This window comes from Mesorhizobium sp. B2-8-5 (genome assembly GCF_006440675.2).
Lineage (GTDB): Bacteria > Pseudomonadota > Alphaproteobacteria > Rhizobiales > Rhizobiaceae > Mesorhizobium.
In genome coordinates, this window is the sequence record NZ_CP083951.1 from 5551575 (window position 1) to 5577368 (window position 25794).

General features: G+C 64.0%; 18 protein-coding genes and 1 tRNA gene. 5 read left to right on the top strand and 14 right to left on the bottom strand.

What is annotated here, in order from left to right:
• Positions 1 to 705 (top strand): YoaK family protein, encoded by a 705-nt coding sequence (locus FJ430_RS27540; RefSeq protein WP_140705449.1) that lies wholly within the window; start codon positions 1 to 3, stop codon positions 703 to 705.
• Positions 706 to 734: 29 nt separating this feature from the next.
• Here the strand turns inward: FJ430_RS27540 and FJ430_RS27545 are convergent, their stop codons facing one another.
• Positions 735 to 2972, bottom strand: a complete 2238-nt coding sequence (locus FJ430_RS27545) for an AGE family epimerase/isomerase (RefSeq protein WP_140705447.1) — start codon at positions 2970 to 2972, stop codon at positions 735 to 737.
• Between the two features lie 190 nt (positions 2973 to 3162).
• Between FJ430_RS27545 and FJ430_RS27550 the strand changes: the two genes are divergently transcribed.
• Positions 3163 to 3239 (top strand) — tRNA-Pro (locus FJ430_RS27550).
• A gap of 59 nt (positions 3240 to 3298) precedes the next feature.
• Here FJ430_RS27550 and FJ430_RS27555 read toward each other — a convergent pair.
• Positions 3299 to 3718 (bottom strand): type II toxin-antitoxin system RelE/ParE family toxin, encoded by a 420-nt coding sequence (locus tag FJ430_RS27555; protein ID WP_319022996.1) that lies wholly within the window; start codon positions 3716 to 3718, stop codon positions 3299 to 3301.
• On the bottom strand, positions 3669 to 3962 hold the full coding sequence (locus FJ430_RS27560; RefSeq protein ID WP_140643434.1) for a type II toxin-antitoxin system ParD family antitoxin: 294 nt from the start codon (positions 3960 to 3962) through the stop codon (positions 3669 to 3671). The genes FJ430_RS27555 and FJ430_RS27560 overlap by 50 nt, the downstream gene beginning before the upstream one ends.
• Before the next feature lie 213 nt (positions 3963 to 4175).
• On the opposite strand from FJ430_RS27560, the gene FJ430_RS27565 reads away from it, so the two are divergent.
• Positions 4176 to 4511, top strand: coding sequence for a hypothetical protein (locus FJ430_RS27565; protein ID WP_140705445.1), 336 nt, complete (start codon positions 4176 to 4178; stop codon positions 4509 to 4511).
• An 89-nt stretch (positions 4512 to 4600) separates the two neighbouring features.
• Here FJ430_RS27565 and FJ430_RS27570 read toward each other — a convergent pair whose 3' ends face one another.
• The 4 genes from FJ430_RS27570 to FJ430_RS27585 all read right to left on the bottom strand — a co-directional run bounded on the left by FJ430_RS27570 (position 4601) and on the right by FJ430_RS27585 (position 10029).
• Positions 4601 to 6220 carry an ABC transporter ATP-binding protein gene (locus tag FJ430_RS27570; RefSeq protein WP_140705443.1) on the bottom strand — a complete coding sequence of 540 codons (1620 nt, stop codon included), beginning with the start codon at positions 6218 to 6220 and terminating at the stop codon, positions 4601 to 4603.
• Position 6221: 1 nt separating this feature from the next.
• Positions 6222 to 7346, bottom strand: a complete 1125-nt coding sequence (locus FJ430_RS27575; RefSeq protein ID WP_140705441.1) for an ABC transporter permease — start codon at positions 7344 to 7346, stop codon at positions 6222 to 6224.
• Positions 7339 to 8262 carry an ABC transporter permease subunit gene (locus tag FJ430_RS27580; protein WP_140705439.1) on the bottom strand — a complete coding sequence of 308 codons (924 nt, stop codon included), beginning with the start codon at positions 8260 to 8262 and terminating at the stop codon, positions 7339 to 7341. Before FJ430_RS27580 ends, FJ430_RS27575 begins: the two co-directional genes overlap by 8 nt.
• Positions 8263 to 8436: 174 nt before the next feature.
• Positions 8437 to 10029: a peptide ABC transporter substrate-binding protein gene (locus tag FJ430_RS27585; RefSeq protein WP_140705437.1), complete on the bottom strand. Its 1593-nt coding sequence runs from the start codon at positions 10027 to 10029 to the stop codon at positions 8437 to 8439.
• A gap of 170 nt (positions 10030 to 10199) precedes the next feature.
• Here FJ430_RS27585 and FJ430_RS27590 point away from each other — a divergent pair, with 170 nt between their 5' ends.
• Positions 10200 to 10769, top strand: a complete 570-nt coding sequence (locus tag FJ430_RS27590) for a TadE/TadG family type IV pilus assembly protein (protein WP_226891935.1) — start codon at positions 10200 to 10202, stop codon at positions 10767 to 10769.
• Positions 10770 to 10789: 20 nt separating this feature from the next.
• Complete coding sequence (locus tag FJ430_RS27595; RefSeq protein WP_226891936.1) at positions 10790 to 12520, top strand: TadG family pilus assembly protein; 1731 nt, start codon at positions 10790 to 10792, stop codon at positions 12518 to 12520.
• A gap of 8 nt (positions 12521 to 12528) precedes the next feature.
• Here FJ430_RS27595 and FJ430_RS27600 read toward each other — a convergent pair whose 3' ends face one another.
• The 7 genes from FJ430_RS27600 to FJ430_RS27630 form a co-directional block, all read right to left on the bottom strand.
• The gene (locus FJ430_RS27600; RefSeq protein ID WP_140705431.1) at positions 12529 to 14184 is read right to left on the bottom strand and encodes an alpha-glucosidase family protein; all 1656 of its coding nucleotides are present in this window, start codon (positions 14182 to 14184) and stop codon (positions 12529 to 12531) included.
• Positions 14184 to 16184, bottom strand: coding sequence for a glycogen debranching protein GlgX (gene glgX / locus FJ430_RS27605; protein WP_140705429.1), 2001 nt, complete (start codon positions 16182 to 16184; stop codon positions 14184 to 14186). Before glgX ends, FJ430_RS27600 begins: the two co-directional genes overlap by 1 nt.
• A 199-nt stretch (positions 16185 to 16383) precedes the next feature.
• Complete coding sequence (locus FJ430_RS27610) at positions 16384 to 18012, bottom strand: alpha-D-glucose phosphate-specific phosphoglucomutase (protein WP_140705427.1); 1629 nt, start codon at positions 18010 to 18012, stop codon at positions 16384 to 16386.
• Positions 18013 to 18015: 3 nt separating this feature from the next.
• Positions 18016 to 19461 carry a glycogen synthase GlgA gene (gene glgA / locus FJ430_RS27615; RefSeq protein WP_140705425.1) on the bottom strand — a complete coding sequence of 482 codons (1446 nt, stop codon included), beginning with the start codon at positions 19459 to 19461 and terminating at the stop codon, positions 18016 to 18018.
• 151 nt (positions 19462 to 19612) lie between these two features.
• Positions 19613 to 20881 carry a glucose-1-phosphate adenylyltransferase gene (gene glgC, locus FJ430_RS27620; RefSeq protein ID WP_140643409.1) on the bottom strand — a complete coding sequence of 423 codons (1269 nt, stop codon included), beginning with the start codon at positions 20879 to 20881 and terminating at the stop codon, positions 19613 to 19615.
• Between the two features lie 63 nt (positions 20882 to 20944).
• A complete protein-coding gene (gene glgB / locus FJ430_RS27625) occupies positions 20945 to 23158 on the bottom strand; it encodes a 1,4-alpha-glucan branching protein GlgB (RefSeq protein ID WP_140705422.1) in 2214 nt (737 codons plus the stop codon).
• Positions 23159 to 23277: 119 nt separating this feature from the next.
• Positions 23278 to 25740, bottom strand: coding sequence for a glycogen/starch/alpha-glucan phosphorylase (locus FJ430_RS27630; protein ID WP_140643405.1), 2463 nt, complete (start codon positions 25738 to 25740; stop codon positions 23278 to 23280).
• Positions 25741 to 25794: the final 54 nt, after the last annotated feature.

The window sequence follows — 25794 nt, forward strand, 5'->3', positions numbered from 1 at the left end:
ATGGCGGGCGAAGCCGAGGACAACAAGGCGGCCACGCTGCCGCTGCTGCTTAGCTTCAATGGAGGCTATGTCGATACCGCGGGCTTCCTGGCGCTGCAGGGACTGTTCACGGCGCATGTCACCGGCAATTTCGTCACGCTCGGCGCTTCGCTGGCGCTTGGCACGTCAGGCGCCTTTGCAAAACTTCTGGCTTTGCCGGTCTTCTGCTTCATGGTTATCCTTAGCCGACTTCTATCGTATCCGTTACAAAGCCGGAAGCTGCCGGTCTTCCGGTCATTGTTGGCAATCAAACTGTTGCTGCTGACGGCAGGTGCGATCCTGGCAATCCGCCTTGGCCCGTTCCCCGACGGAAACAGCTGGGCCGCCATCGTCACCGGCATGGTGCTGGTTTCGGCCATGGCGGTGCAGAATGCCGCGCATCGCGTCCATCTTCCCAGTGCGCCGCCGTCGACGCTGATGACGGGCACCACGACCCAGATCATGCTCGACCTCGCCGATCTCATCCACGGCGCACTGCCCGAGAGCATGGCCGCGTCCCGATCGCGCCTGGCGCGAATGTCGGTCGCCGTGTTCGTCTTCGCGCTGGGATGTGGGACAGCCGCTTTGCTCTATTCACAAGTCGGAATGTGGTGTTTTGCGCTGCCGCCGATCGTTGCGATCGTGCCCCTTGTCATGCAGGAAAGCGCACCCGCCACCGTGCAATGACGTCAAGGTCCGAGCATGGGGCAAACGGCCTACGACTTATCGCTGGTGCCATCCAGATACTGCGTCAGCGCATAGACCAGATGGTAGAAGATACTGGCCGGCACGTCGCTCGCCAGTGAGCGGCCGCGTTCGTCGATGCAGTCGATCCACAAGCCCAGCGGCGCCGGGTCGATGTGCCAGCGGAACAGCCGGCCGACGCGCGCCTCGATCTCCGGCTTGAGATCCGGGCCGCCAGACCCGTCGAGCGCGATCGCCGCCTTCACCGCTTCGGCCTGTGGCCAGCTGCGCGAGACCGTGTCGAGCGGCACGCCCTGGCGCGAGACGGCGCCATAGGCAAGGCCGGTGGCGCGGTTGAGGCCGTTGGCGATCGCCGAGGCATAGAGTTTCCTGGCGAAGCCGCCGAGCTCCGTCTGGCCGCTGCGGGCGGCGAAATCGATGAGCAGCGAGGCCCATTCGAAATGGTGGCCGGGCTCGGTCCAGGCGCCCTTGTCGCCGGCGGCGGGCTTCCAGCCGGCGTCGAAATATTCGCCCAACGTCCAGCTTTCCGGGTCGAAGAAATGGCTGCGGAAAAGATCGATGATGCGCGCGGCGCGGCGCAGATAGGCGCGGTCTCCGGTCGCCCGGTGCCAGGCAAGGAAGGCTTCGAGCAGATGCATGTGCGGGTTGGAGCGGCGCTCGCCCTCGCCGTCGGAGGTTTCCAGAAAGCCGGTCATGCGGGCATCTTCCAGATGCGCATCGAGGAAGGCGAACGTCTCCTCGCCGAGCCGCAACGCATCGGGATGGCCTGACATATGGGCGTGGGCCAGCGCCAGAAGCACGCAGGAATGGTCGTAGGCATCCTCGACCGGATCGGCGACCGAGCCGTCGATGTTGAGCGTGCGTACCCAGCCGCCTTTGTCGGTGCGGCCCTGACCTGCCATGAAGTCGATGCCGTGCGCAATCAGCGTGTCCGCCGGGCCATCCCAGCCGCGCTCCTTGGCGACCGCGAAAGCATAGACCTGACGCGCCTGCGTGCGCATGCGCTTGGGTTTCATCAGCGGCGAGGCGTCGAAGCCCAGCGCCTCGTGGAAGCCGCCATGGCGCTCGTCGACGCCAATGGTAGACCATAGCGGCAGCGTCTCCTCGAACAGCCAGTGGCGCACGCGCCGCCGCCAGGCGCCGCTCTCGATGACGCGGTCATGCGCCGGCGTGAACCTGGTTTCGAGCCGGCCGGATTTCTCCAACTGCTCGACGACCTTCTTGACGTGCTGGCTGTGGCTGACCGGCGCGACGAAAGTGGCGTCGGCGGTGGAGACGATCGCCACGTCCTTCATGCCGATCGCCGACAGCAGGCGCCCCTCGCTGCGGATATAGGAGTTCTCGCAATCGATGGCGACGACGTCTCCGACGATGACATTGCCCTGCCCATCGGACGGGCCGACATTGAGCAGCGACTGCCATGAACCGAGATCGTTCCAGCGGAAGCCGGCCGGCACCATGGCGATGTCTTTCGCGCGTTCCATGATGGCGTAGTCGATCGAGGTCGACGGGATCGCGGAATAGAGTTCCAGCGGCATGTAGAGGCCGGACAGATCGCTGGTCGCAGCCTTGTAGGCGGCCTCCGTCGCCCGCCAGATTTTCGGTTCATGGGCCGCGAAGGCGTCGCGCATGGCGCCGGCGCGGAACAGGAAGATACCGGTGTTCCAGTAGAAGCTGCCGGCGTCCAGATAGGCCTGCGCGGTGGCGAGATCGGGCTTTTCGACGAAGCGCGAGACGTCGAAGACGCCGTCCTTGCCGGCCCCGACCTCGATATAGCCATAGCCGGTCTCGGGCTGTGTCGGTTTCAGGCCGAACACAACGAGCCGGCCGGCATTTGCCGCGCCGGCGCCCGCCTCGATGCTTTGCCAGAACTGACGAGGCGTCGATATTTCGTGGTCGGACGGCACCACCAGCACCAGCTCGTCGCCATATTCGGAGAGCGTGCGCAAGCTGGCAAGCGCCGCCGCGGCTGCCGTGTTGCGACCTGTCGGCTCGAACAGCGGTCCGCCGCCGGCCAGATCGAGACCGGCAAGGTCGGCATGGACGCGGTCGGCGTGACGTTCCGCGGCGATCAGGAAAATCGGTGTCTCGCCTTGCGGGCGCGCCGCCAGCCGGCGCAAGGTCTTAGCCAGCATCGAGCCGTCGCCCGAGAAATCGTGGAACTGCTTGGGGTTGTCCTCGCGCGACAGCGGCCACAGCCGCGAGCCGACGCCGCCGCTCATGACGAAACTGACGATGCGCTGGCTCATGAACGACCCTGTCAAAAGTCTGGCTCCGATGGGACGGCCTTACGACAAAAGCCTTTAAGCCCCCCTTTAGCTGACAGCCAATCCTATGCCATTCGGGCAAGCTTCGCGAAAGAAAGGAAATGCGACACAAGTGCTGCCATTGCCGCTTGCAGGATCGGAAAGCGGCAGCTATAAGCCCGCGGTCTGGTCACGGAGTGTAGCGCAGTCTGGTAGCGCACCTCGTTCGGGACGAGGGGGTCGCAGGTTCAAATCCTGCCACTCCGACCAGAAAAAACAAGCACTTGGCTTTTCCCGAAATTGCTACCCGCCTGAAATCAGGACTGGCGTCAATCGTCGCCGTGGCTCTCCGGCAGATGACGCTGTAGTTCCATCGCGTCGTGGAGAACGCGGCCAATTCCGATGACCTGGAGCGTCATCCGATAGAGCAGGAAATGGCGCGGTCGTAGCACAATGCCATGTTCGGTCCGCGCGCGGTCCCGACTATGGCGCAGGTGGTAGCTGCGGATCTTGTTGCCCAGTTCCGCGCGGGCGATGCTGCCGGCCCGTTGGGGATCGGCGACAATGTCGCGCAGGGTCACCATCAGCAGCCGTTGGTAGCGAATACGCGCAATCTCGCCGAAATTGACTTCCGTGTAGGCGAGTATTTGAACGATGTCTTCCTTCGCGGCCGCGGAAAGCCGGTATAGGACCATGGCCTTACAAGCCGGTTTTTTTCGCGCGTAAGCTTGCCTGTTGCCCCAGGCCATCCATAAATTTTTCGACGCCGTCTTCAGTAACATCCTCGAAACGGCCTTGTTCGATGTCGTGGAAGCCGATGTTGGCGGCCTCCCTGAGCGCAGCGAGCTTTGCCTTCTCCCTCGCCTCGCGCTGCTCGACCAGCCGCAAGCCGTCACGCAACACCTCGCTGGCGTTCTGATAACGCCCGGTTTTCACCAGTCGGTCGATCACCTCTTCGAGGTGTTCCGTCAGGACAACATTGCGTGTCGGCATCGCGATATCAGCTCCAATTCAACAGGCACGATACAAGGACATGGCATATTATGCCAATGGTTATTGCGGTCAGCGCCGTCGAAGGATGGCCTGACCTTCGAAAACAGAATCGCGCGGCAACGCTCGACAACAGTTTCTCAGTTTGGCCTAATGGCAACCCGCTATGCTTTCGAGATGCGCGGGACTGTAAGACGGCGAACCAGGGTTGAGGGTATGAAGTTCACGCCGACGGCCATTGCACCGACACTCGTGTTTTTCCTGTTCGCGGCCGGCTGTTCATCGACCACGGCGTCGATCAGCCCGGCGAAGTACGACAAAATGAACTGCCCCGAGCTCAATAATGCGGTCGGCGACACCGCCACCGATATTTCACGCACCGCAATCGCCCGCGGCAAGGTCGCCAACACGAGCGTGCCGACGTGGCTGCTCGGCGGCGAGCGCGTGAAGACGGTGGTGGCCAATCGCGAAACCGCCCGGATCGACAGGCTGCAGCAACAGCAGCAGGCGATCGTCGCCACGCGGAGGCAGAGGTGCCCATCCTCGCAGTGAACCTGAAGCGCGTCGCGCCGAACGGATTCAGGCGATGCCGCCGCACACTTTTGGGCGACATGCATTAGCCTGGCTGGGCTCGCCCCGCCTCAAGCGCTCATGCGGAACTTTGTCGAATCGATCGCCGCGTTCATCAGCGTCTGCGTATAGGCTTCGCGCGGATTGTCGAAGATCTCTTGCGTCGGCCCTTCCTCGACGATCTTTCCCTGCTTCATGACGATGATGTAGTCGGCCATGGCGCGCACCACCGCGAGGTCGTGGCTGATGAAGAGATAGGACAGTTCGTGGTTGGCCTGCAGCTTGCGCAACAGCTCGACGATCTGCTTCTGCACCGAGCGGTCGAGCGCCGAAGTCGGCTCGTCCAGCACCACCACTTTCGGCTTCAGGATCATGGCGCGGGCAATGGCGATGCGCTGGCGCTGGCCGCCGGAGAATTCGTGCGGGTAGCGGTTGCGCGCGTTTGGATCGAGGCCGACCTCGCGCAGCGCCTCGGTGGCGCGCTGGTCGCGCTGCTTGCCCGTGAGCGAGGGCTCGTGCACCAAAAGGCCCTCGGTAACGATCTGTCCGACGGTCATGCGCGGCGACAGCGAACCGAACGGATCCTGGAAGACGAGCTGCAATTCGCGCCTGAGTGGCCGCATCGCCTGGCGGTCGGCCTCGGAAATATCGCGGTCGCCGAAGCGGATGACGCCGTCGCTGGGCAAGAGCCTGAGCAGCGCGCGGCCGAGCGTCGACTTGCCCGAGCCGGACTCGCCGACGATGCCGATCGTCTGGTTGCGCTTCAGCCGGATCGAGATCCTGTCCACCGCGCGCAGCATCAGCGGCTCGCCGCCAAGAAAGCCGCCGCCGATCTTGAAGACGACTTCGACATTGCGGCCTTCGAGCAGCACCGGCGAATTGGCGGGCGGCGCCGCCTTGGCGCCCGTCGGCTCGGCCGCGAGCAGCATCTTGGTGTAGGCATGCTGCGGATTGGCGAAGAGCGCTTCCGCATCGCCCTCCTCCACCACCTCGCCCAGGCGCATGACATAGACGCGGTCGGCGAAACGGCGCACGATGCCGAGGTCGTGGGTGATGAAGACGATGGCCATGCCGAGCTTGCGCTGCAGTTCGGCAAGCAGCATCAGAATCTGCGCCTGGATGGTGACGTCGAGAGCCGTCGTCGGTTCGTCGGCGATCAGGATGTCCGGATCGTTGGCCAAGGCCATGGCGATCATGACGCGCTGGCGCTGGCCGCCCGACATCTCGTGCGGATAGGATTTCATCCGCCGTTCGGGATCGGGAATATGCACCAGCCTGAGCAATTTCAGCGCCTCTTCCCGCGCCGCGGCCGCGTTCAGCCCGCGGTGTCGACTGATCGGTTCCATCAGCTGGTTGCCGATTGTGTAGAGCGGGTCGAGCGAGGTCATCGGCTCCTGGAAGATCATGCTGATCTTGCGGCCGCGCACCTGGTTCAGCTCGCTCTTTGACATCGTCAGGAGATTGCGGCCACGGTAGTCGACCTGGCCGGTCGCCTCGCCATTGGAGGAAAGCAGGCTCATCGCCGCCATCATCGTCTGGCTTTTGCCGGAGCCGGATTCGCCGACGACGGCGACCGTCTCGCCGGCGTTGACCTTGATGTTGATGCCCTTCACGGCCTCGACCGTGCCGTCGAGGGTCTGGAAGCGGACGCGCAGGTCCTTGACGCTGAGGATCGTTTCGGAAGCGGTCATCTCAGCGGTCCTTGGGATCGAGCGCGTCGCGCAGGCCGTCGCCGACGAAGTTCAGGGCAAACAGCGTCGAGACGAGGAAGAAGGCCGGGAACAAAAGCAGCCAGTTGGCGTAGCCGATGTTCTTGGCGCCGACCGAGATCAGCACGCCCCAGCTGGTCATCGGCTCCTGCACGCCTAGACCGAGGAAGGACAGGAAGCTCTCCAGGATGATGACCTGCGGCACCAAGAGCGTCATGTAGATGACCACCGGGCCAAGCAGGTTGGGGATGACATGGCGCAACAGGATGCCGCGCTGGCCGACGCCCATGGCCTCCGCCGCCTGGACATATTCCTGCCTGCGGATCGACAGCGCCTGGCCGCGCACGATGCGCGCCATGTCGAGCCACAACACAGCGCCGACGGCCAGGAACATCAGCACGAAGTTGCGGCCGAAAAACACCACCAACATGATGACGAAGAAGATGAAGGGCAGCGAATAGAGCACGTCGACAATGCGCATCATCACCTCGTCGACCTTGCCACCGGAGAAGCCCGCGGTCGCGCCATAGATGACGCCGATGACGCCGGCGACGACGCCGGCGAGCAGGCCGATGGCCAAAGAGATGCGTCCGGCCATCAGCGTGCGCGAAAGCAGGTCGCGGCCGGTGTTGTCGGTGCCGAAGAAGAAATATTGCTGCTTCACGGCCGAGCTCATCGTCACTTCGAGACCGTCGGGCGACTTGTTCTCGATCCTGGTGTCGTCGAAGGCGTCGGAGCGGTCGAGATAGCGGATGTTGCGGTCGTCGATCGGCTTGGTCGAGGTGACGGTGACGACGATGCGATTGCCGTCCTGGTGCCATTCCTTGATGTCGGCGCGCATGCGCTTGATGGCGTCGCCCAGCGCACCCTGGATCATGTCGGGTTTCGGATAGGCCGAAAGGCTCGGCGGCATGCGCACATAGTCGCCATAGATGGTGGTGTATTCATGCGGCACGACCCACGGACCGCAAATGCTGGTGACGGCGATGAAGGCCAGGTAATAGAGGCTGAGCATCGCGGCGCGGTTGCGCTTGAGCCGAGCCCAGGCATTGCCCCAGAGCGAGCGGCCGACGATCGGCTCGGGTACGGCGACGGCGAGGTCAGTCATAGCGCACCCTCGGGTCGACGACCGCATAGAGCAGGTCGACGATCAGGTTGAAGACGATGGTGAAAAGCGCGATCACCACCACGGTTCCCATGACCAGCGTATAGTCGCGGTTGAGGGCTGCATCGACGAAGTAGCGGCCGACGCCGGGGATGGAGAAGATCGTCTCGACGATGATCGAACCGGTCAACAGCGCGGCGGCCGCCGGGCCGCTGAAGGAGACGATCGGCAGCACGGCGCCGCGCAGCGCGTGCTTGACCACCACCGACCAGTCGGAGAGACCGAGGGCGCGCGCCGTGCGGATATGGTGCGAACGCAGGCTCTCGATCATGGAGCCGCGCATCAGGCGGGCGACGATGGCGATCTGCGGCAAGGCCAGCGTCAGCACCGGGCCGACCTTGTTGATGAAGGCGCCGTCGCTCCAGCCACCGATCGGCAAGAGCTTCCAGGACAGCCCGAAGACGAGCTGGATCACCGGCGCAATGACGAAGGTCGGGATGGTGCTGCCGGCGGTGGCCAAGGCGATCACCGAATAATCGCCTATTTTGTTCTGGTTGAGCGCGGCGATGGTGCCCAGGATGGAGCCCAGCAGCAGCGCCAGCACCAGCGCCGAGGTGCCGATCTGGATGGAGATCGGCAGGCCCTTGGCGAAGAGTTCGGTGACGGTGAAATCCGGCAGGTTGTAGCTCGGGCCGAAACTGCCGCGCAAAAGATTGCCGAGATAGTGAACATATTGCAGCCAGAGCGGATCGTTGAGGCCGAACTGGGCTTCGAGATTGGCCCTGATCTCGGGGCTCAGGCCCCGCTCCTGGTTGAACGGGCCGCCAGGGGCGACGCGGATCAGGAAAAACGCCACCGTCACGATGACGAATAGCGTGGGGATGGCGGTCAACAGCCGCCGGAAGACATAACGCAGCATCGGCGCCCCGCTTCAGCCAGGGCGACAGCTCTCCAGACGAGACCGTGGCGCGCTGGCATCTCTGATCTTCGCACCGGCATGCCCGAAAATCCAATCCGACTTTCGGCCCGGCACGATGACAGACCGAGGCCGCCGCTCCCAAAAAGAGAGCGGCGGCACGGCCAAGGTTTCTTGTCAGTCCTTGGAGATGAAGCGGGACGGATGAATGTCCATCACATTGTCGTCGAAGCCATGCAGCTTCGAGGAAACGATGTCGTGGTAGCTGTAGTAGAGAAGCGGGATCTCGCCGACATCGTCGACGAGGATGCGCTCGGCTGCGGCGAGGTCCTTCATGCGCTCCTCGGGCTTGCCGCCCGCGGCGGCCGCCTTGTCCATGGCGGCTTCATAGGCAGGGCTGTTGTAGTTCGAGTAGTTGTTGCCGCTTGCCTTGCGCGAGATGCCGAGGAAGGTCTCCGGATCCTTGTAGTCGGCGATCCAGGCGGCGCGGGCGACGTCGTAATTGCCCTTCTGCTCGAGGAAGCCGTAGTGGGTCTTGGTGTCGGTGTTGAGCAGAGTCACCTCGACGCCGAGCGGCTTCAGCTGTTCCTGGATGGCGACCGCCGTGTTCTTATGGTTCTCCGAGGTGTTGTAGCGGATCTCCATCTTCAACGGATGCTCGGGTGTATAGCCTAGTTTTTCCAGGATCTTCTTGGCCTCGTCCTCGCGGTCGATCTGCGGCATGTCGGCGTATTTGGCCAGTGCCGGCGTGTAGCCCTCGATGCCCGGAGGCACCATCGAATATCCGGGCAGCATCGAGTTCTGCCAGACCTTCTCGGCGAGGAAGTCGCGGTCGATCGCCATCGAGATTGCGTTGCGCAACTCGACATTGTCCCACGGCGCCTTGTCTGTCTTGATCGCGTAATAATAAGTGCCGAGATATGGCCCGACACGGACCTGGTCACCGAATTTGGTCTTGAGATCGGCGAGTTGCTCAGTTGGCAGGTCGCCATAGCTGTCGAGTTCACCGGCCTCGAAACGCTTCATCGCCGACGAGCGATCCTCGGTCGGGATGTAGTTGACCACGTCGAGCTTGACGCTCGCGGCGTCCCAGAACTTCGGGTTTTTGACCAATTTCATATGGTCGTTGGGAACCCACTCCGCCAGCGTATAGGCGCCGTTGGAGACCAGCTTGCCCGGCTTGATCCAGTCGGCGCCGAGCTTGTCGATGGAAGCCTTGTTGACCGGATAGGTCGCCTGGTGGGTCAGCATCTCCAGGAAGTAGGGTGTCGGAGCCTTCAGCGTGACTTCAAGCGTGTTGGCGTCGATCGCCTTCACGCCCATATCCTCGGCCTTGCCTTTTTTGGTGTTGAAGTCCTCCGCGCCCTTCACCGGATAGAGCATCGAGGCGTATTCCGCAGCGGTGGCCGGATCTTCCAGCCGACGGAACGAATAGACAAAGTCGTCCGCCGTCACCGGGGTGCCGTCCGACCAGAGGCCGTCCTTGCGCAGCTTGAAGGTGTATACGGTGCCGTCATCCGATACCGTCCAACTTTCGGCGGCGCCCGGAATGAGGTTCGTCTTCTGGTCATGCATGGCCAGGCCCTGGAACAGGTCGCGTATGATATCGGCTTCATAGACTGTCGATGTCTTGTGCGGATCGACCGTCTCCGCCTCGGCGGCGGCGCCGCGGTTGTAGATGGTCTCGGCGAAGGCCGGCGTGTACAAGGTGCCGGCGGCCAGAGCCATGGTGGTGGCGAACACCGTCGCCTTCAGCATGTTTTTCAGCATGAAGTCTCTCCCTGTCGGCGCAGCCCCTCAGCCGCGCCTTTTTAAGTTTTGACACCCCGGAACCGTTGAAACGGCCCGTTTCAGGCGTGCCGCCGGTCCGTTCCGGCGGCTGGTGGCAGGAGACTAGACAGAGCGAAATCTTATTTCAACCATTGCCTGCTTGACGCAGAGTGAGCGTCATCACGCTAAAACAGCGAAACCTAAAGCTTATAGCTTGCCTTCAACTTGGCACACCTGCCGGTTGTTCGATGTGTTTTCTGTTTTTGCAGGCAGGTGTTGGCATTCTCCGCAACATGCTGAAAAACCGAAAATTCCCTGTTTCTTGGTCTCGTTTCCGGGCGGACGCCTCGGGCACGTCGGCAATCGAATTCGCCATGCTTGCGCCGATCTTCATCCTGCTTCTGCTCGGCATGGTTGCATATGGAATCTATTTCGGTGCCAGCCACTCCGTGCAGCAGATCGCCGCCGATGCGGCGCGCACGGCCATTGCCGGCCTCAATCAGACCGAGCGGCAGGCACTGGTCACCGATTTCATCGCCCACGACGTCGCGGGGTACCCCTTCGTCGATCCCAACAAGCTGACCATCAACGCACAGGACAGCGTCGCCGACGGCAGCCAGTTCGTCGTCTCGGTCAGCTACGATGCGCGCAACCTGCCGATCTGGAACCTGTTCCGGACACTGCCGCTGCCGGGCACGACGATCCAGAGTCAATCGACGATCCGCGTCGGAGGCATATGATGCCCGTCAAGGGGGGATTGATGGCGGCGACGCGGAGACTGCTCGCCGACCGTAACGCGAATTTCGCCGTCATGACGGCGCTATGCACGCCGGTGGCGCTGGCGCTGACCGCCTTCGCGATCGACGAAGGCTCGCTCTACAACGAGCGCCGCGCCGCGCAGTCGATCGTCGACCTTGCCGCCATCACCGCGGCCTCGAACATCACCAATGCCGAGCAGGCGGTGCTGACGACGCTCAGCGACAACGGCATCACCTCGGTCGCCGTGCAGCAGCAAGGCACCACCGTGGCGCCAACCGCCAGCAAGGCGGTCGTCCAGATCGTGCCGGGGCGCTACACGGGCGTCAGCACCATTGCCGCCGGCAACCGGTTCGAGGCGGGCAAGCTGCCCTACAATGCCGTGCAGGTGTCGCTGAAGAAGCAGGGCACGCTCTATTTCGCCGGCTCGATCATGTCGCCGCCCACTCTTGGCACGACCGCTATCGCCAGCGCGCAGCCGCAAGCGGCCTTTTCGGTCGGCTCGCGGCTTGCCAGCCTCAATGGCGGCATTCTCAACGCGCTTCTCGGCGGCCTTCTCGGCGGCAACATCTCGCTCAGCGTGATGGATTATAATTCACTGGTGTCGGCCGATGTCGATGTTCTTTCGTTCACCGATGCGCTGGCCACGCAATTGCATCTGACTGGCGTCAGCTATTCCGACGTGCTCGCCTCCAAGGCAACGATCGGCCAGATCGCCACCGCCATGGCCAATGTGCCGGGGCTGGACCGCACAGCCAAGATCGCCCTGCAGACCATGGCCTCCAGCGCCACCAATACGGTCAAGATTCCGCTCGGCAGCCTCGTCGACCTGGGCTCGGTGGGCAGCCTCGGCCTCGGGCAGAAACCCGCCGGGCTGTCGGTCGACGCCAGCGCGCTCAGCATGCTGACGGCGGCGGCGGCGCTTGCCAACGGCACGAACCAGGTCCCGGTCAATCTCGGCGCCACGATACCGGGGCTGGCATCGACGACGCTTGCCATCGCCATCGGCGAGCCGATGCAGAACTCGCCCTGGCTCGCGGTCGGAGAAGCAGGCACCGTGGTGCGCACGGCGCAGACTCGCATCAAGCTCAACGCCAGCGTGACACTTGGCAATTCCAATCTCGGCGGCGGCGCCAGTCTTGTCGCCGTCCACCTGCCGCTCAATGTCGAAGTGGCCTATGCCGAAGCGAAGCTGACCGATATCAGTTGCCCGACGGGTCCCTCCAGCATCAAGGTTTCGATCGCCGCGCAGCCGGGCGTGGTCTCAGCCCATCTCGCCAGCAGCAGCGCAAGCGGCTTCGCGGATTTCACCAAGCCGCAGTCCTTCTCCGACGCCGATATCGCGGACCTGAAGCTGTTGCTCATCCCGGTGCTGCAGGTGACAGGCTCGTCGGCCTTCTCGGTCACCAACATGACGCCGACCACCCTGACCTACAACGCCACCGACATCGCCAACAAGGCGATCAAGACGGTGTCGACGAAGAACCTGACGCAGTCGCTGACGACATCGCTGATCAACAACCTGTCGCTTTCGGTCAATGCGCTGGGGCTAGGCCTCGACGTGACCGCCGTGCTCGGCACAGTGAAGCCGGCGGTGACGACGCTGCTCAACGGCGTGACCGCGCCGGTCGACAGCCTGGTCTACAACGTTCTTGGGGCGCTTGGCGTCCGCGTCGGCGAGGCCGACGTCCGGGTGACCGGCGCGACCTGCGGGCGCTCGGTCCTCGTCCAGTAAGCCGCCTTTCAGGCAATTCTCCCGACGAAGCACCCCACGGGCGGCAGTGCCAGGGCAACCTCCTCGAGAACACCGCCAAGAACGCCGGCGACCTCAACGGCAAGAGCCGTTATCTCGGTATCCCTGATCTCGGCCGGCAGCGACCAGTTCGCCGGCTCCGCGGCGAAGTTGAAGACGCACAGCAATTTCTCGTCTTCGTGCTGGCGGATGAAAGCCAGCACATCGCCCTCGGCCTCGAGGAAACGGATAGAGCCTTGGATCAGCGCCGAATGGCGCCTGCGCAGGGCAAGGATCGAGCGATAAGTCGCCAGCACGGAACCGCCTTCGCCATGCTGGACATCGACCGCACGCACACGATGTGCTTGCGGCACCGGCAGCCAAGGCTTGCCGGTGGAGAAGCCGGCATTGTCCGCCTCCGCCTGCCACACCATCGGCGTGCGGCAGCCGTCCCTGCCCTTCACGCCCGGCCAGAAGCGGATGCCGACCGGATCGCGCAGATCCTCATAGGCAAGCTCGGCTTCCTCCAGCCCCAGTTCCTCACCCTGATAGAGGCAGATCGATCCGCGCAGGCATGACAATAGCGCGATCGAGAACTTCGCCACCGCGTCCGGGCTCTCGCCGGGCCGTGTCCAGCGGCTGACGTGGCGCACGACGTCATGGTTGGAGAAGGCCCAGCAGACCCAGCCGTCCGGGGCGGTCGTCTCGAACGCCTCCACGCAGCCGCGCACATGGGCGGTGGAAAATTGCGGGCTGAGCAGGTCGAACGTGTAGCACATCTGCAATTTATCGCCGCCGGATACATAGGCGGCGAGCGTCTGCAAGGAACGCTCCTCGTCACCCACCTCGCCGACCGCGGCGCGGTCGGGATATTCGTCGAGCAGCGCGCGGAAGCGTTTCAGGAAGTCGAGGTTTTCGGGCCGCGTCTTGTCGAAGAGATGCTCCTGGAAGCCATAGGTGCTGGTCGAACCGTTGGTGCCGGCGACGCTTGATGCCAAGGGCGGGTTGTCGCGCAGCCAGCGGTCATGGACATAGTAGTTGACCGTATCCAGCCGAAAGCCGTCGACGCCGCGCTCCAGCCAGAAGCGCACGGTGTCGAGCAGCGCGTCCTGAACGTCAGGATTGTGGAAGTTCAGATCCGGCTGCGCGGCCAGAAAATTGTGCATGTAATATTGCCGGCGGGTGGCGTCCCATTCCCAGGACGGGCCACCGAAGACGGACAGCCAGTTGTTGGGGGCATTGCCGTCCGGCCTGGCGTCGGCCCAGACATACCAGTCGGCCTTGGCATTGTCGCGGCTGGCCCGGCTTTCGACGAACCATTCGTGCTTGTCCGACGAATGCGAGATCACCTGGTCGATGATGAGCTTCAGGCCGAGCCGATGCGCCTCGGCGACCAGCGCGTCGAAATCCCCCAGCGTCCCGAACATCGGATCGACGTCGCGGTAGTCGGACACGTCATAGCCCATGTCGGCCATCGGCGACTTGAAGAAGGGTGACAGCCAGACCGCGTCGACCCCGAGCGAAGCGATATGGGCGAGCCGCGCGGCGATGCCCTTCAGGTCGCCGCTGCCGTCGCCGCTCGTATCCTGGAAGGAGCGCGGATAAACCTGATAGATGGCGCAGCCGCGCCACCATTCGGCGCCTTGCTCTGGATTGTCGCCAGCCATCACGACCCCTTCCTGCTGCGCGATTTAGCGGCTCGCCGCTCGATCATGAAACCGACGCTGCGGCCGGGCAACGGCCGCGCCAAATCGACCGGCTGCGTCTCGATTGCCGGGCGCCATTCAAATCCGTCCCGCGCGGGCAGGCTGAAGACACATTGGCGGCGGTCGCCGTTGATCACCACTGCCAGGCGCCTGCCCTCGGCATCGCCGAGCAGCATGACGAGGCGATGTCGGCCGGGATCGTTCCAGTCCGTATCGCCGAGCGGCGCGCCGGTCTCGGTCAGCCAGGCCACGTCGGGGATTTCCGATCCGTCGGCAGGCTCGCCGGTCAGGAAGCGCGTATCCGCCAGCGCAGGAAAGGCCCGGCGCAGCGCAGCGAGCGACGATGCGTATTGCTCGAGCGCTCGATCGCGGCCGGCCCAGTCGAGCCAGGTGATGGCATTGTCCTGCGCATAGGCGTTGTTGTTGCCTTTCTGCGTGCGGCCGAACTCGTCGCCGGCGGTCAGCATGATGGTGCCGCGCGAGGCAAAGAGCGTGGCGAGCAGCGCGCGCTGGTCGTTGAAGCGGGCCATGGCGATCGCCTCGTCGTCCGTCTCGCCCTCGGCGCCGTTGTTCCAGGACAAATTGTCGTTATGGCCGTCGCGATTCTGCTCGCCATTGGCCTCGTTGTGCTTGCGCTCATAGGCGACGATGTCGGTCAGCGTCATGCCGTCATGCGCGGCGATGAAATTAACGCTGCGGCTCGCCGGTTGGCCGTCCCTGCCGAAGACATCGGAGGAACCGGCAAGCCGGGTGGCCAAAGCGCCGATCGCGCCGGTATCGCCGCGCCAGAAGCGCCTGACATCGTCGCGGTAGCGGTCGTTCCATTCCAGATATGGCGGACGGAAACTGCCGAGCTGGTAACCGTTCGGACCGATATCCCAGGGCTCGGCGATCAGCACGCGATCGGCGAGCGCAGGATCGCCGGCGATGGCCTGAAGCAGCGGTGCCTCGGGATCGAAGGCGCCGTCGACGCGCCCGAGCACGGGCGCCAGATCGAAACGGAAGCCATCGACACCGGCGAGGCGAACGAAGTGGCGGAGCGTGTCGAGCACCATCTCGCGCACCACCGGACGGTCGCAGGCGACGGTGTTGCCGGTGCCGGTGTCGTTGACCAGCCTGCCGTCCGGCTGATGCCGGTAGTAGCTTATCGCATCCAGTCCGCGCAGCGACAGTGTCGGCCCGAGCCGGTCGCTTTCGCCGGTGTGATTGAAGACGAGGTCGAGGATGGTGCCAATGCCCGCCTTGCGCAACGCGGCGACGGTATCGCGCAGTTCCTCGAGGCCGGCGGGCGCGAGACGCGGATCGAGCGCCATGAAGGTGACGGGATTGTAGCCCCAGGCGTTGCTCAGCCCCAATGGCGGCAGGTGCCGCTCGTCGATCGACGCGGTGACCGGCATCAGTTCGACGGCCGAGACGCCGAGACGCTGCAGGTGCGCGACGACAGCCGGATGGGCAAGCGCCGCGATGGTGCCGCGCTCAGCCTCCGGCACGTCCGGATGCAGCTTGGTGAAGGAGCGGACGTTGAGCTCGTAGATCAGCCCGCCGGGCTGGAACAGCGGCGGCTTGGCCGGCTGCGGCTTGGGCAGCGGGCGCGCAATCGCCTTCGGCATCAGCGAGGCGGTGTCGGCGCTTTCGTTGCGCTTGGCTGCGAGCCGCCAATGGTATTGGTATGGACGGTCCAACTCGACGGCGTAGGGGTCAGTGAGAAGCTTGTTCGGGTCGAACCACAGGCCACGCTCCGGCGCATAGTCGCCGTCGGCGCGAAAGCCGTAACGCGTGCCCTCGCCAAGGCCGGGGACGAGGAGCGCGTGCACGCCCTCGCCTTCCGGATTGAGCTCCAGCCGGTCGAGTTCGCGCGCGCCGGTGTCGTCGAAGATCGAGACCCAGAGACGCCGCGCCGATGAAGACCAGACGGCAAAACGTATGCCTTCGGAGGTGATGGTAGCGCCGAGCTGGGTCATGCGAGCGCCTCCCCTTCTGCCCTTGGAGGAGAAGGTGGACCGGCGCGCGGCGCCGAGACGGATGAGGGGTGTTGGAAGAAATGAGGTGCCGGCGGTGCCAACGCCGGTTTGCGCCAAGCTGGAGCACCCCTCATCCGTCGCCTTCGGCGACACCTTCTCCCACAAGGGGAGAAGGGGGAGCCGCGCTGCGCCGCCACCCTCAAGTAATCACGCTCGGCTTGTTGCGGCCGGTGTGGCTCTTGATGCCGGCGATGTCGTCGGCGGCGGCGATGAGATCGGCGAGCGCTTCCTGGGTGTCGAGATCGTGCCTGGCCTTGTCCGGCTCGTAACGCTCGATATAGACGCGCAGCGTCGCCCCTGATGTGCCGGTGCCGGAGAGGCGCAGGACTACGCGCGAGCCGCCCTCGAACAGGATTCGTATGCCCTGATGCTCGCTCACGGAGCCGTCGACCGGATCGTGATAGGCAAAATCGTCGGCCTTGGCGATCTTGAGGCCGCGCACGCCGGTGCCGGGGAGCGAACCAAGCTTGGCGCGCAGTTCGTCGACCAGCGCGTTGGCGCGGTCGCTCTCGACCTCCTCGTAATCGTGGCGCGAATAGTAATTGCGGCCGTACGTCGCCCAATGCTCGGTGACGATCTGCTTGCAGCTCTCGCCGCGCGCGGCGAGGATGTTGAGCCACAAAAGCACGGCCCACAGACCGTCCTTCTCGCGCACATGGTTGGAGCCGGTGCCGGCGCTCTCCTCGCCGCAGATGGTCGCCATGCCTGCGTCGAGCAGGTTGCCGAAGAACTTCCAGCCGGTCGGCGTTTCGTAGATGCCGATGCCGAGCTTTTCGGCGACGCGGTCGGCCGCGCCGCTGGTCGGCATGGACCGGGCGATGCCTTTCAGGCCGTCCTTGTAGCCCGGCGCCAGTTTGGCATTGGCGGCAAGCATCGCCACCGAGTCCGACGGCGTGACGAAGATGCCTCTGCCGATGATCAGGTTGCGGTCGCCGTCGCCGTCGGAGGCCGCGCCGAAGTCCGGCCCGTCCGGCCCCATCATCTCGTCATAGAGGTGTTTTGCATGCACCAGGTTCGGATCCGGGTGATGGCCGCCGAAGTCGGGAAGCGGCTTGAAGTTGCGGCAGGTGCCTTCGGACGCGCCGAGGCGATGTTCGAGAATCTCCTTGGCATAGGGGCCGGTCACCGCGTGCATGGCGTCGAAGCGCATGCGGAAGCCCGACTTGAAGAGCTTCTTCAGCGCATCGAAGTCGAACAGGCTTTCCATCAATTCGGCATAGTCCTTGACCGGATCGAATATCTCGACCGTCATGTCGCCCGCCTTGACGGTGCCGATGGTGTCGATGTCGATGGCGCCTATATCGGCGATCTTGAAGCTCTTGATCTCCTTCGACTTGGCGAAGATCGCGTCGGTGATCTTTTCGGGCGCCGGGCCGCCATTGCCGGCATTGTACTTGATGCCGAAATCCTCGTGCGGGCCGCCGGGATTGTGGCTGGCCGACAGGATGATGCCGCCGAAGGTCTTGTATTTGCGGATGATGTTGGAGGCGGCGGGGGTCGACAGGATACCGCCCTGCCCGACCATCACCTTGCCGAAGCCGTTGCCGGCGGCGATCGCGATGGCTTTCTGGATGACCTCGCGGTTGTAGAAGCGGCCGTCGCCGCCGATCACCAGCGTCTTGCCCTCGAAACCGTCCAGCGCGTCGAAGATCGCCTGGATGAAGTTCTCGGCATAGTGCTCCTGCTGGAACACCGGCACTTTCTTGCGCAGGCCGGAGGTGCCGGGCTTCTGGTCGGTATAGGGTTTGGTGGGGACGGTTCTGATCATGCCTCAGGCAGCCCTTTTCGAAAGCAGCAAGCGATAGAGTTCGACGTATTTTTCGGCGCTCTTGTCCCAGGAGACATCGGCCTTCATGCCCTGGCGCTGGATCGAGGCCCAGGTCGCCGGCCGCGCATGCTGCTCGACCAGCCGCTGGATGGCATGCACCATCGCGCCGCCATTGTTGGGCGCGAACTGGAAGCCGGTGGCGACGCCTGCCGACAAGGCGGCTTCATTGGCGTCGATGATGGTGTCGGCCAAACCGCCGGTACGGGCGACGACCGGCACGCAGCCATAGCGCAGGCCATAGAGCTGGGTCAGGCCGCAGGGCTCGAAGCGGGACGGAATGATGATGGCATCGCAGCCGCCCTGCATGACGTGCGAAAGGCCTTCATCGTAACCGACGACGACGCCGACGCGGCCGCGATGACGGGCGGCGGCGGCAAGCAGCGTGCCTTCGAGACCGGCGTCACCAGAGCCCAGGATGGCGAGGCGCGCGCCGGCGGCGACGATGCCGTCGACGACCGCGGCCAGGATGTCCATGCCCTTCTGCCACGTCAGCCGGCTGACGACGCAGACGATCGGGCTGCCGTCCGCCTCTAGGTTGAAGCGCTCTTCGACCGCCTTGCGGTTCTTGGCCCGCGCAGCAAGCGTCTCGGCCGAATAATTGGCCACCAGATGCTTGTCGGTCTCGGGATTCCAGATGTCGACGTCGATGCCGTTGACGATGCCGTAGAGATCGGTGGAGCGCATGTTGATCAGCCCGTCGAGACCCATGCCGAATTCCGGCGAGCGGATTTCCTGCGCATAGGTCGGGCTTACCGTGGTGATCGCCCAGGCGGCTTGCAGGCCGGCCTTGAGAAATCCGACGCCGCCATAATATTCGACGCCGTCGAGTTGCATAGCCACGGCCGGCAGGCCGAGCTCGCCGAAGATGCCGGCGCCGAACTGGCCCTGGAAAGCAAGATTGTGCACGGTGATCAGCGACGGCACGCCGACCGCCTTGCCGTATCGCATATAGGCAAGCGTCATCGCCGACTGCCAGTCGTGGGCATGAACGATGTCCGGCTGGTAGCCGGAGATCGCGCCGCCGGCAATGTCGCCGCCGACCTGGCTCAAGGCCGCGAAGCGGCGCCAATTGTCCGGCCAGTCGGCGCCGGAGGCGGTGCCGTAGGGGCCGCCCTGGCGATCGAAGAGATGCGGCGCGTCGAGCACGAAGAGATCGAGCTCGCCGATCTTGACGGCATGGACCGAAGCCTTGCCGCCTTGCAGCAGCGGGTACTGGTAAACGGCCTTCTTCTTGGCGAAGGCCGCCATCACGACAGGATAGCCGGGGACCAGCGTGCGCATCGCCACGCCCTTCCCGACCAGCGCGATCGGCAGGGCGCCGGTCACGTCGGCAAGCCCGCCGGTTTTGACCAGCGGAAAGATTTCGGGCGTAACCGACAGAACCTGCATGCGCTCCACATTCCGATCTCAACGTGACAGGTCAAAGTGACAATCTGTTGATCAAGTCATCAGCTTGCTGATCGACCCGACAGCTTGCTGATCGACCCTATCAGGTCGACAGCTGATCAACCTTATCAGGTTGACAGCTTGTTGATCGACCCTACGGGGTCGACAACTTGTTGATCATGTCCTGGGTGATCAGGCAGATGCCCTTCTCCGACACGCGAAAACGCTTGGCGTCCAGCGCCGGATCCTCGCCGACCACCAGCCCCTCGGGGATCTGCACGCCATGGTCGATGACGACGCGCTTGAGGCGCGCCTTACGCCCAACAGTAACGTCGGGCAGCATCACCACTTCCTCGAGCTTGGAATAGGAATTGATGCGGGCGCCGGTGAAGATAAGGCTGCGGCGCAGCGATGCGCCGGAGACGATGCAGTCGCCCGACACCAGCGAGGAGATCGCCTCGCCGCGGCGCCCGTCCTCGTCATGCACAAACTTTGCCGGCGGCTTCAATTCGGCATAGGTCCAGATCGGCCAGTCGCGATCGTAGAGGTCGAGCTCGGGCGTGACGTCGGTGAGGTCGATATTGGCCTCCCAATAGGCGTCCACCGTGCCGACGTCGCGCCAGTAGGGCTCGGACTCGTGCGAGGAACGCACGCAGGATTTGGCGAAACGGTGGGCGATCGCCTTACCATGCTGGACGATGTAAGGGATGATGTCCTTGCCAAAGTCGCGGCTGGAGCCGGGCTCGGCCGCGTCGCGGCGGAGCTGTTCCATCAGGAACTTGGTCTTGAAGACATAGATGCCCATCGAGGCCAGGGCGAATTCCGGCTTGTCCGGAATGCCCGGCGGATCGGCCGGCTTTTCGACGAAAGCGATGATGTTGTCCTTCTTGTCGACATGCATGACGCCGAAGCCGGTCGCCTCCATGCGCGGCACTTCGAGGCAGCCGACGGTGACGTCGGCGCCGGCGTCGACATGCTGGCGCAGCATCAGCTCGTAATCCATCTTGTAGATGTGGTCGCCGGCGAGGATCACCATGTATTCGGGTCCGTAGGCCTCGATGATGTCGATGTTCTGGTAGACGGCGTCGGCCGTGCCTTCATACCACTGCGTTTCGGACACGCGCTGCGATGCCGGCAGGATGTCGAAGCTTTCGTTTCGCTCGGGCCGCAGGAAGTTCCAGCCGCGCTGCAGGTGGCGGATCAGCGAATGCGCCTTGTACTGGGTGGCGACGCCGAGGCGGCGGATGCCGGAGTTGAGCGCATTTGAGAGGGCGAAATCGATGATGCGCGTCTTGCCGCCGAAATAGACGGCGGGCTTGGCGCGCCGGTCGGTCAGCTCCCTGAGGCGGCTGCCGCGGCCGCCGGCCAGCACATAGGCCATGGCATCGCGCGCCAGCGGCTGGGTTCTTTTGATCTCTGCCATTTTGTTACCCTCCCAAACAAGCTGCCCGGACCGTTGCAAGAGCAGGATGAGACATCATCTGCTTCAATCCGCGACGAATTCCAGCATGATCGTCGACAGCGGCGGCAAGAGCATCGTCGCCGATATGCCTCCCCCTTCCCCGCTCGCCTCGACCACGCCGCGATTGCCCATGCCGGAGCCGCCATAGACCTCGGCGTCGGTATTGATGATTTCGCGCCATTTTCCCGCCTTCGGCAGCGGCACGCGATAGTTCTCGCGCGGCACCGGCGTGAAATTGGAGATGACGGCGATCGAATTGCCATCCGGCGCGCTGCGCAGCCAGGCGAAGACCGAATTGTCGCGGTCGTCGACGATCAGCCAGGAGAAGCCCTCCGGCTCGCAATCGCGCGCATGCAGCGCCGGGCGCGAACGGTAGAGGTAGTTCAAATCCCGCACCGCCTGCCAGACGCCGCGATGCGGCGCGAATTCGAGCAGGTCCCAGTCGAGCGCGCGTTCCTCGCTCCACTCGCGGCGCTGGGCGAATTCCTGGCCCATGAACAGGAGCTTCTTGCCGGGATAGCCCCACATGAAGGCGTAGTAGGCGCGCAGCGTGGCGAACTTCTGCCAGTCGTCGCCGGCCATCTTGTTGAGCAGCGTGCCTTTGCCGTGCACGACCTCGTCATGCGACAGCGGCAGGACGAAGTTTTCCGAGAAAGCGTAGACCAGGCCGAAGGTGATGTCGTTGTGATGGTGCTTGCGGAAGATCGGCTCCTTGGAGAGATACTCCAGCGTGTCGTGCATGAAGCCCATGTTCCATTTGAAGCCGAAGCCCAGGCCGCCTTCATGCACGGGACGCGACACTTTCGGCCATGAGGTCGATTCCTCGGCGATCGTCATCACGCCGGGGTGGTGGCCGTAAAGCTCCTTGTTCATCTTCTGCAGGAACGAGACGGCCTGCAGGTTCTCGCGCCCGCCCTTCTCGTTGGGGATCCACTCGCCGGCCTTGCGCGAATAATCGAGGTAGAGCATCGAGGCGACCGCGTCGACGCGCAGGCCGTCGACATGGTACTTCTCGGCCCAGAACAGCGCGTTGTTGACGAGGAACGACACCACCTCGCGGCGGCCGAAATTGTAGATGGCCGTGTTCCAGTCGGGATGGAAACCTTGGCGCGGATCGGCATGCTCGTAGAGCGCGGTGCCGTCGAACTTCACCAGCCCGTGCTCGTCGACAGGGAAATGCGCCGGCACCCAGTCGAGGATGACGCCGATGCCGGCGCGGTGCGCGCCGTCGACGAAGCGGGCGAAGCCGTCGGGGTCGCCGAAGCGAGCCGACGGCGCGTAAAGGCCGGTGGTCTGGTAGCCCCAGGACGGGTCGTAAGGGTGCTCCGAGATCGGCAGGAACTCGATATGGGTGAAGCCGGTGTCGACCACGTATGGGATGAGCCGCGCGGCCAGCTCGTCCCAGGACAGGAACGTGCCGTCGTCGCGGCGCTGCCAGGAACCGGCATGGACCTCGTAGATCGAGATCGCCTCGCGCCTGGGATCGGCCTTGCGCCAGTAGCCGCGATGCGCCTCGTCGCCCCACTGATGCGCGATCGGCGGCGCCGTCACCGAGGCGGTCGCCGGGCGCAGCTCCGACTCGAAGGCGAACGGATCGGCCTTGAGCGGCAGGCGCACGCCGTCGGGCGCGATGATCTCGAACTTGTAGGGCTGGCCCGCGCCGAGATCGGGAATGAACAATTCCCAGATGCCGGTGTCCTTGCGGTCGCGCATGGTGTGCCGGCGGCCGTCCCAATCGTTGAAGGCGCCGACCACGGAGACGCGCCTGGCATTGGGCGCCCAGACGGCGAAATGCACGCCGGTGGCGCCCTCGTGTTCGACGATGTGGGCGCCGAGCTTGTCGAAGAGCCTGAGATGCGAGCCTTCGGCCATGTAATAGTCGTCCATCGGACCGAGCACCGGACCGAAGGAATAGGGATCGGTCAGCCACCAGTCGCCGCCGGCATTGCTGGCGTGATAGCGCAGCGGCTGGCGCTTGCGGATCGAGACCTTGCCCTCGAAGAAGCCGGCATCGTCGCGGCGGGAGAGCTCGCCGACCTCCTTGCCGGTCAGCGTATAGGCGGTGACGAATTCGGCGTTGGGCACGAAGCAGCGGGCGACGAAGCCTTTGCCGGCTTCCTGCACGCCCAGGACCGAGAAAGGATCGCCATGCGTTCCGGCGACAATCGCCGCGACATCGCCGGCTGGCGCCAGTCCGTCCGGCCCGCTTGTCGCAGCGGTCGCGCGCGGCTTCCTCATCAGGCGGTGTTCCCTCCCCGGGAGTTATTTTGTTTTGTGCATGTCGCTGCCCCAAAACCGCTCCGCACTTTTGGGCGACATGCACGACACCACATTGTTCGTGATCTCATGCAATCATATCAGACGGGTACGTTCCAGATTTCTTTCGCATATTGGCGGATCGTGCGATCGGACGAGAACCAGCCCATGCGGGCAACGTTTCGGATGGCGCGCGCGTTCCAATCGGGGCTGTCGCGCCAGACGCGGTCCACGTCGCGCTGGCAGGCGGCGTAGGAATCGAAGTCGGCCGCCACCATGAACCAGTCGCTGCTGTAGAGCCCGTTCATGAGGTCGCGGTAGCGATTGGGGTCATCGGGCGAGAAGACGCCGGACGAGATCGCCGCGACGGCCTGCGACAATTCAGGGGACGCCTCGATGATGCCGCGCGGGTTGTAGCCATTGTTGCGCCGATCGGCGACCTCGGCGGTGGTGAGGCCGAAGATGAAGATGTTGTCGTCGCCGACATGTTCCTTCATCTCGACATTGGCGCCGTCGAGCGTGCCGATGGTGAGCGCGCCGTTCATGCCGAACTTCATGTTGCCGGTGCCGGATGCTTCCATGCCGGCGGTCGAGATCTGCTCGGAGAGGTCGGCGGCGGGCATCAGCACCTCGGCCAGGCTGACATTGTAGTTCGGCACGAACACCACCTTGAGCAGCCCGCGCACCGACGGATCGCCGTTGATGACTTTCGCGACGTCGTTGGCCAGTTTGATGATCAGCTTGGCGTTGTGGTAGCTCGGCGCCGCCTTGCCGCCGAAGATCTTGACGCGCGGCATCCAGTCCCGCTCGGGATGCGAGCGTATCTGGTCGTAGAGCGCGATCGCCTCGATGATGTTGAGGAGCTGGCGCTTGTATTCGTGGATGCGCTTGACCTGGATGTCGAACAACGCCGACGGGTCGAGCCGAACGCCGAGCCGATCGGCGATCAGGTTGGCGAGCTTCACCTTGTTCTGCCGCTTCACGGCGGCGAATTTCTCACGGAACGCCGCGTCGTCGGCGAGCGGATCGAGATCCTTGATCGCCTCGATGTCGTCCATGAAGCGGTCGCCGATCGCCTCGCGCGCAAGCGAGGTCAGGCCCGGATTGCATTGGATCAGCCAGCGCCTAGGCGTGATGCCGTTGGTCTTGTTATTGATGCGGTCGGGATAGAGCTTGTGGAGATCGGCGAACACCGTCTCCTTCATCAGCTCGGTGTGCAGGGCCGAGACGCCGTTGATCGAATGCGAGCCGACGAAGGCCAGATTGCCCATGCGCACGCGGCGGTCGCCATTTTCCTGGATCAGCGAGATGCGGGCGATCTGATCGCCCGAGAACTGGTTGGTGGCGCGGGCCTCGAGCAGCACCTGCGCATTGATGGCATAGACGATCTGCATGTGGCGCGGCAGCAGACGTTCGAACAGCGGCACCGGCCAGCTTTCCAGCGCCTCGGGCAACAGCGTGTGGTTGGTGTAGCCGAAGGTGCGCTTGGTGATGTCCCAGGCCTGGTCGAAGTCCATGCCGTGGACATCCATCAGGAGCCGCATCAGCTCCGCCACGGCGACCGCGGGATGGGTGTCGTTCAAGTGGATCGCCGCCTTGTCGGGCAACGATTTCAGGTCGCCATACTGGCTGAGATGACGCTGCACGATGTCCTGCAGCGAGGCGGTAGAGAAGAAATACTCCTGCCGCAGTCTCAACTCCTGTCCGGCCATGTGGGAATCTGCCGGATAGAGCACGCGCGACAGCGCGTCGGCCTTGTTGCTTTCGGCCAGCGCACCGATGTGGTCGCCGGCGTTGAACTTGTCGAGCAGGATCGGATCGATCGGCATGCCGGACCAAAGTCTCAGCGTGTTGACGCGCCTGGCATGCCAGCCGGCGACGGGCGTGTCGTAGGCAACTGCCAGCACATGCTCGGTCGGCTTCCAGACGTGGCGTTCGAGCCGGCCGTCCTTGGAGGTGATCGATTCCACCGAGCCGCCGAAGCCGACCTCGAAGGAGCGCTCGCGCCGTTCGAACTCCCAGGGATTGCCGTGATCGAGCCAGGTCTCCGGCAGCTCGACCTGCCAGCCGCCGTGGATTTCCTGGCGGAACATACCGTTGGCGTAGCGGATGCCGTAGCCATGGGCGGGGATATCGACGGTCGCCATGCTTTCCATGAAGCAGGCGGCGAGACGGCCGAGGCCGCCATTGCCGAGCGCGGCGTCCGGTTCGAGCCCCGCGATGAGGTCGAGGTCGACGCCGAGGGAGGACAGCGCCTCGCGCATGTTCTCCATCAGGCCGAGATTGGAAAAGGCGTCACGCATCAGGCGCCCGATCAGGAATTCCAGCGAAAGGTAATAGACGCGTTTTTCCTGCTGGTCGTAGGCTTCCTTGGTTGCCTGCATCCAGTGGTCGACGATGCGGTCGCGGACGACCTTGATCGAAGCCGTCAACCAGTCATAGGGCGTGGCGACGGTTGTGTCCTTGCCGACCCGATACTTGAGCGACATCAAGACCTCCTCAGCGAGGGTCTTGGGATCGGGATTGTCGAGAACAGGGGCTTCGATCGTCATGGCGGATGTCATTTCGCCTCTCGTTCAACTGGCGTGATCATAACGGCTTGTATCGTTCCTCCCAGC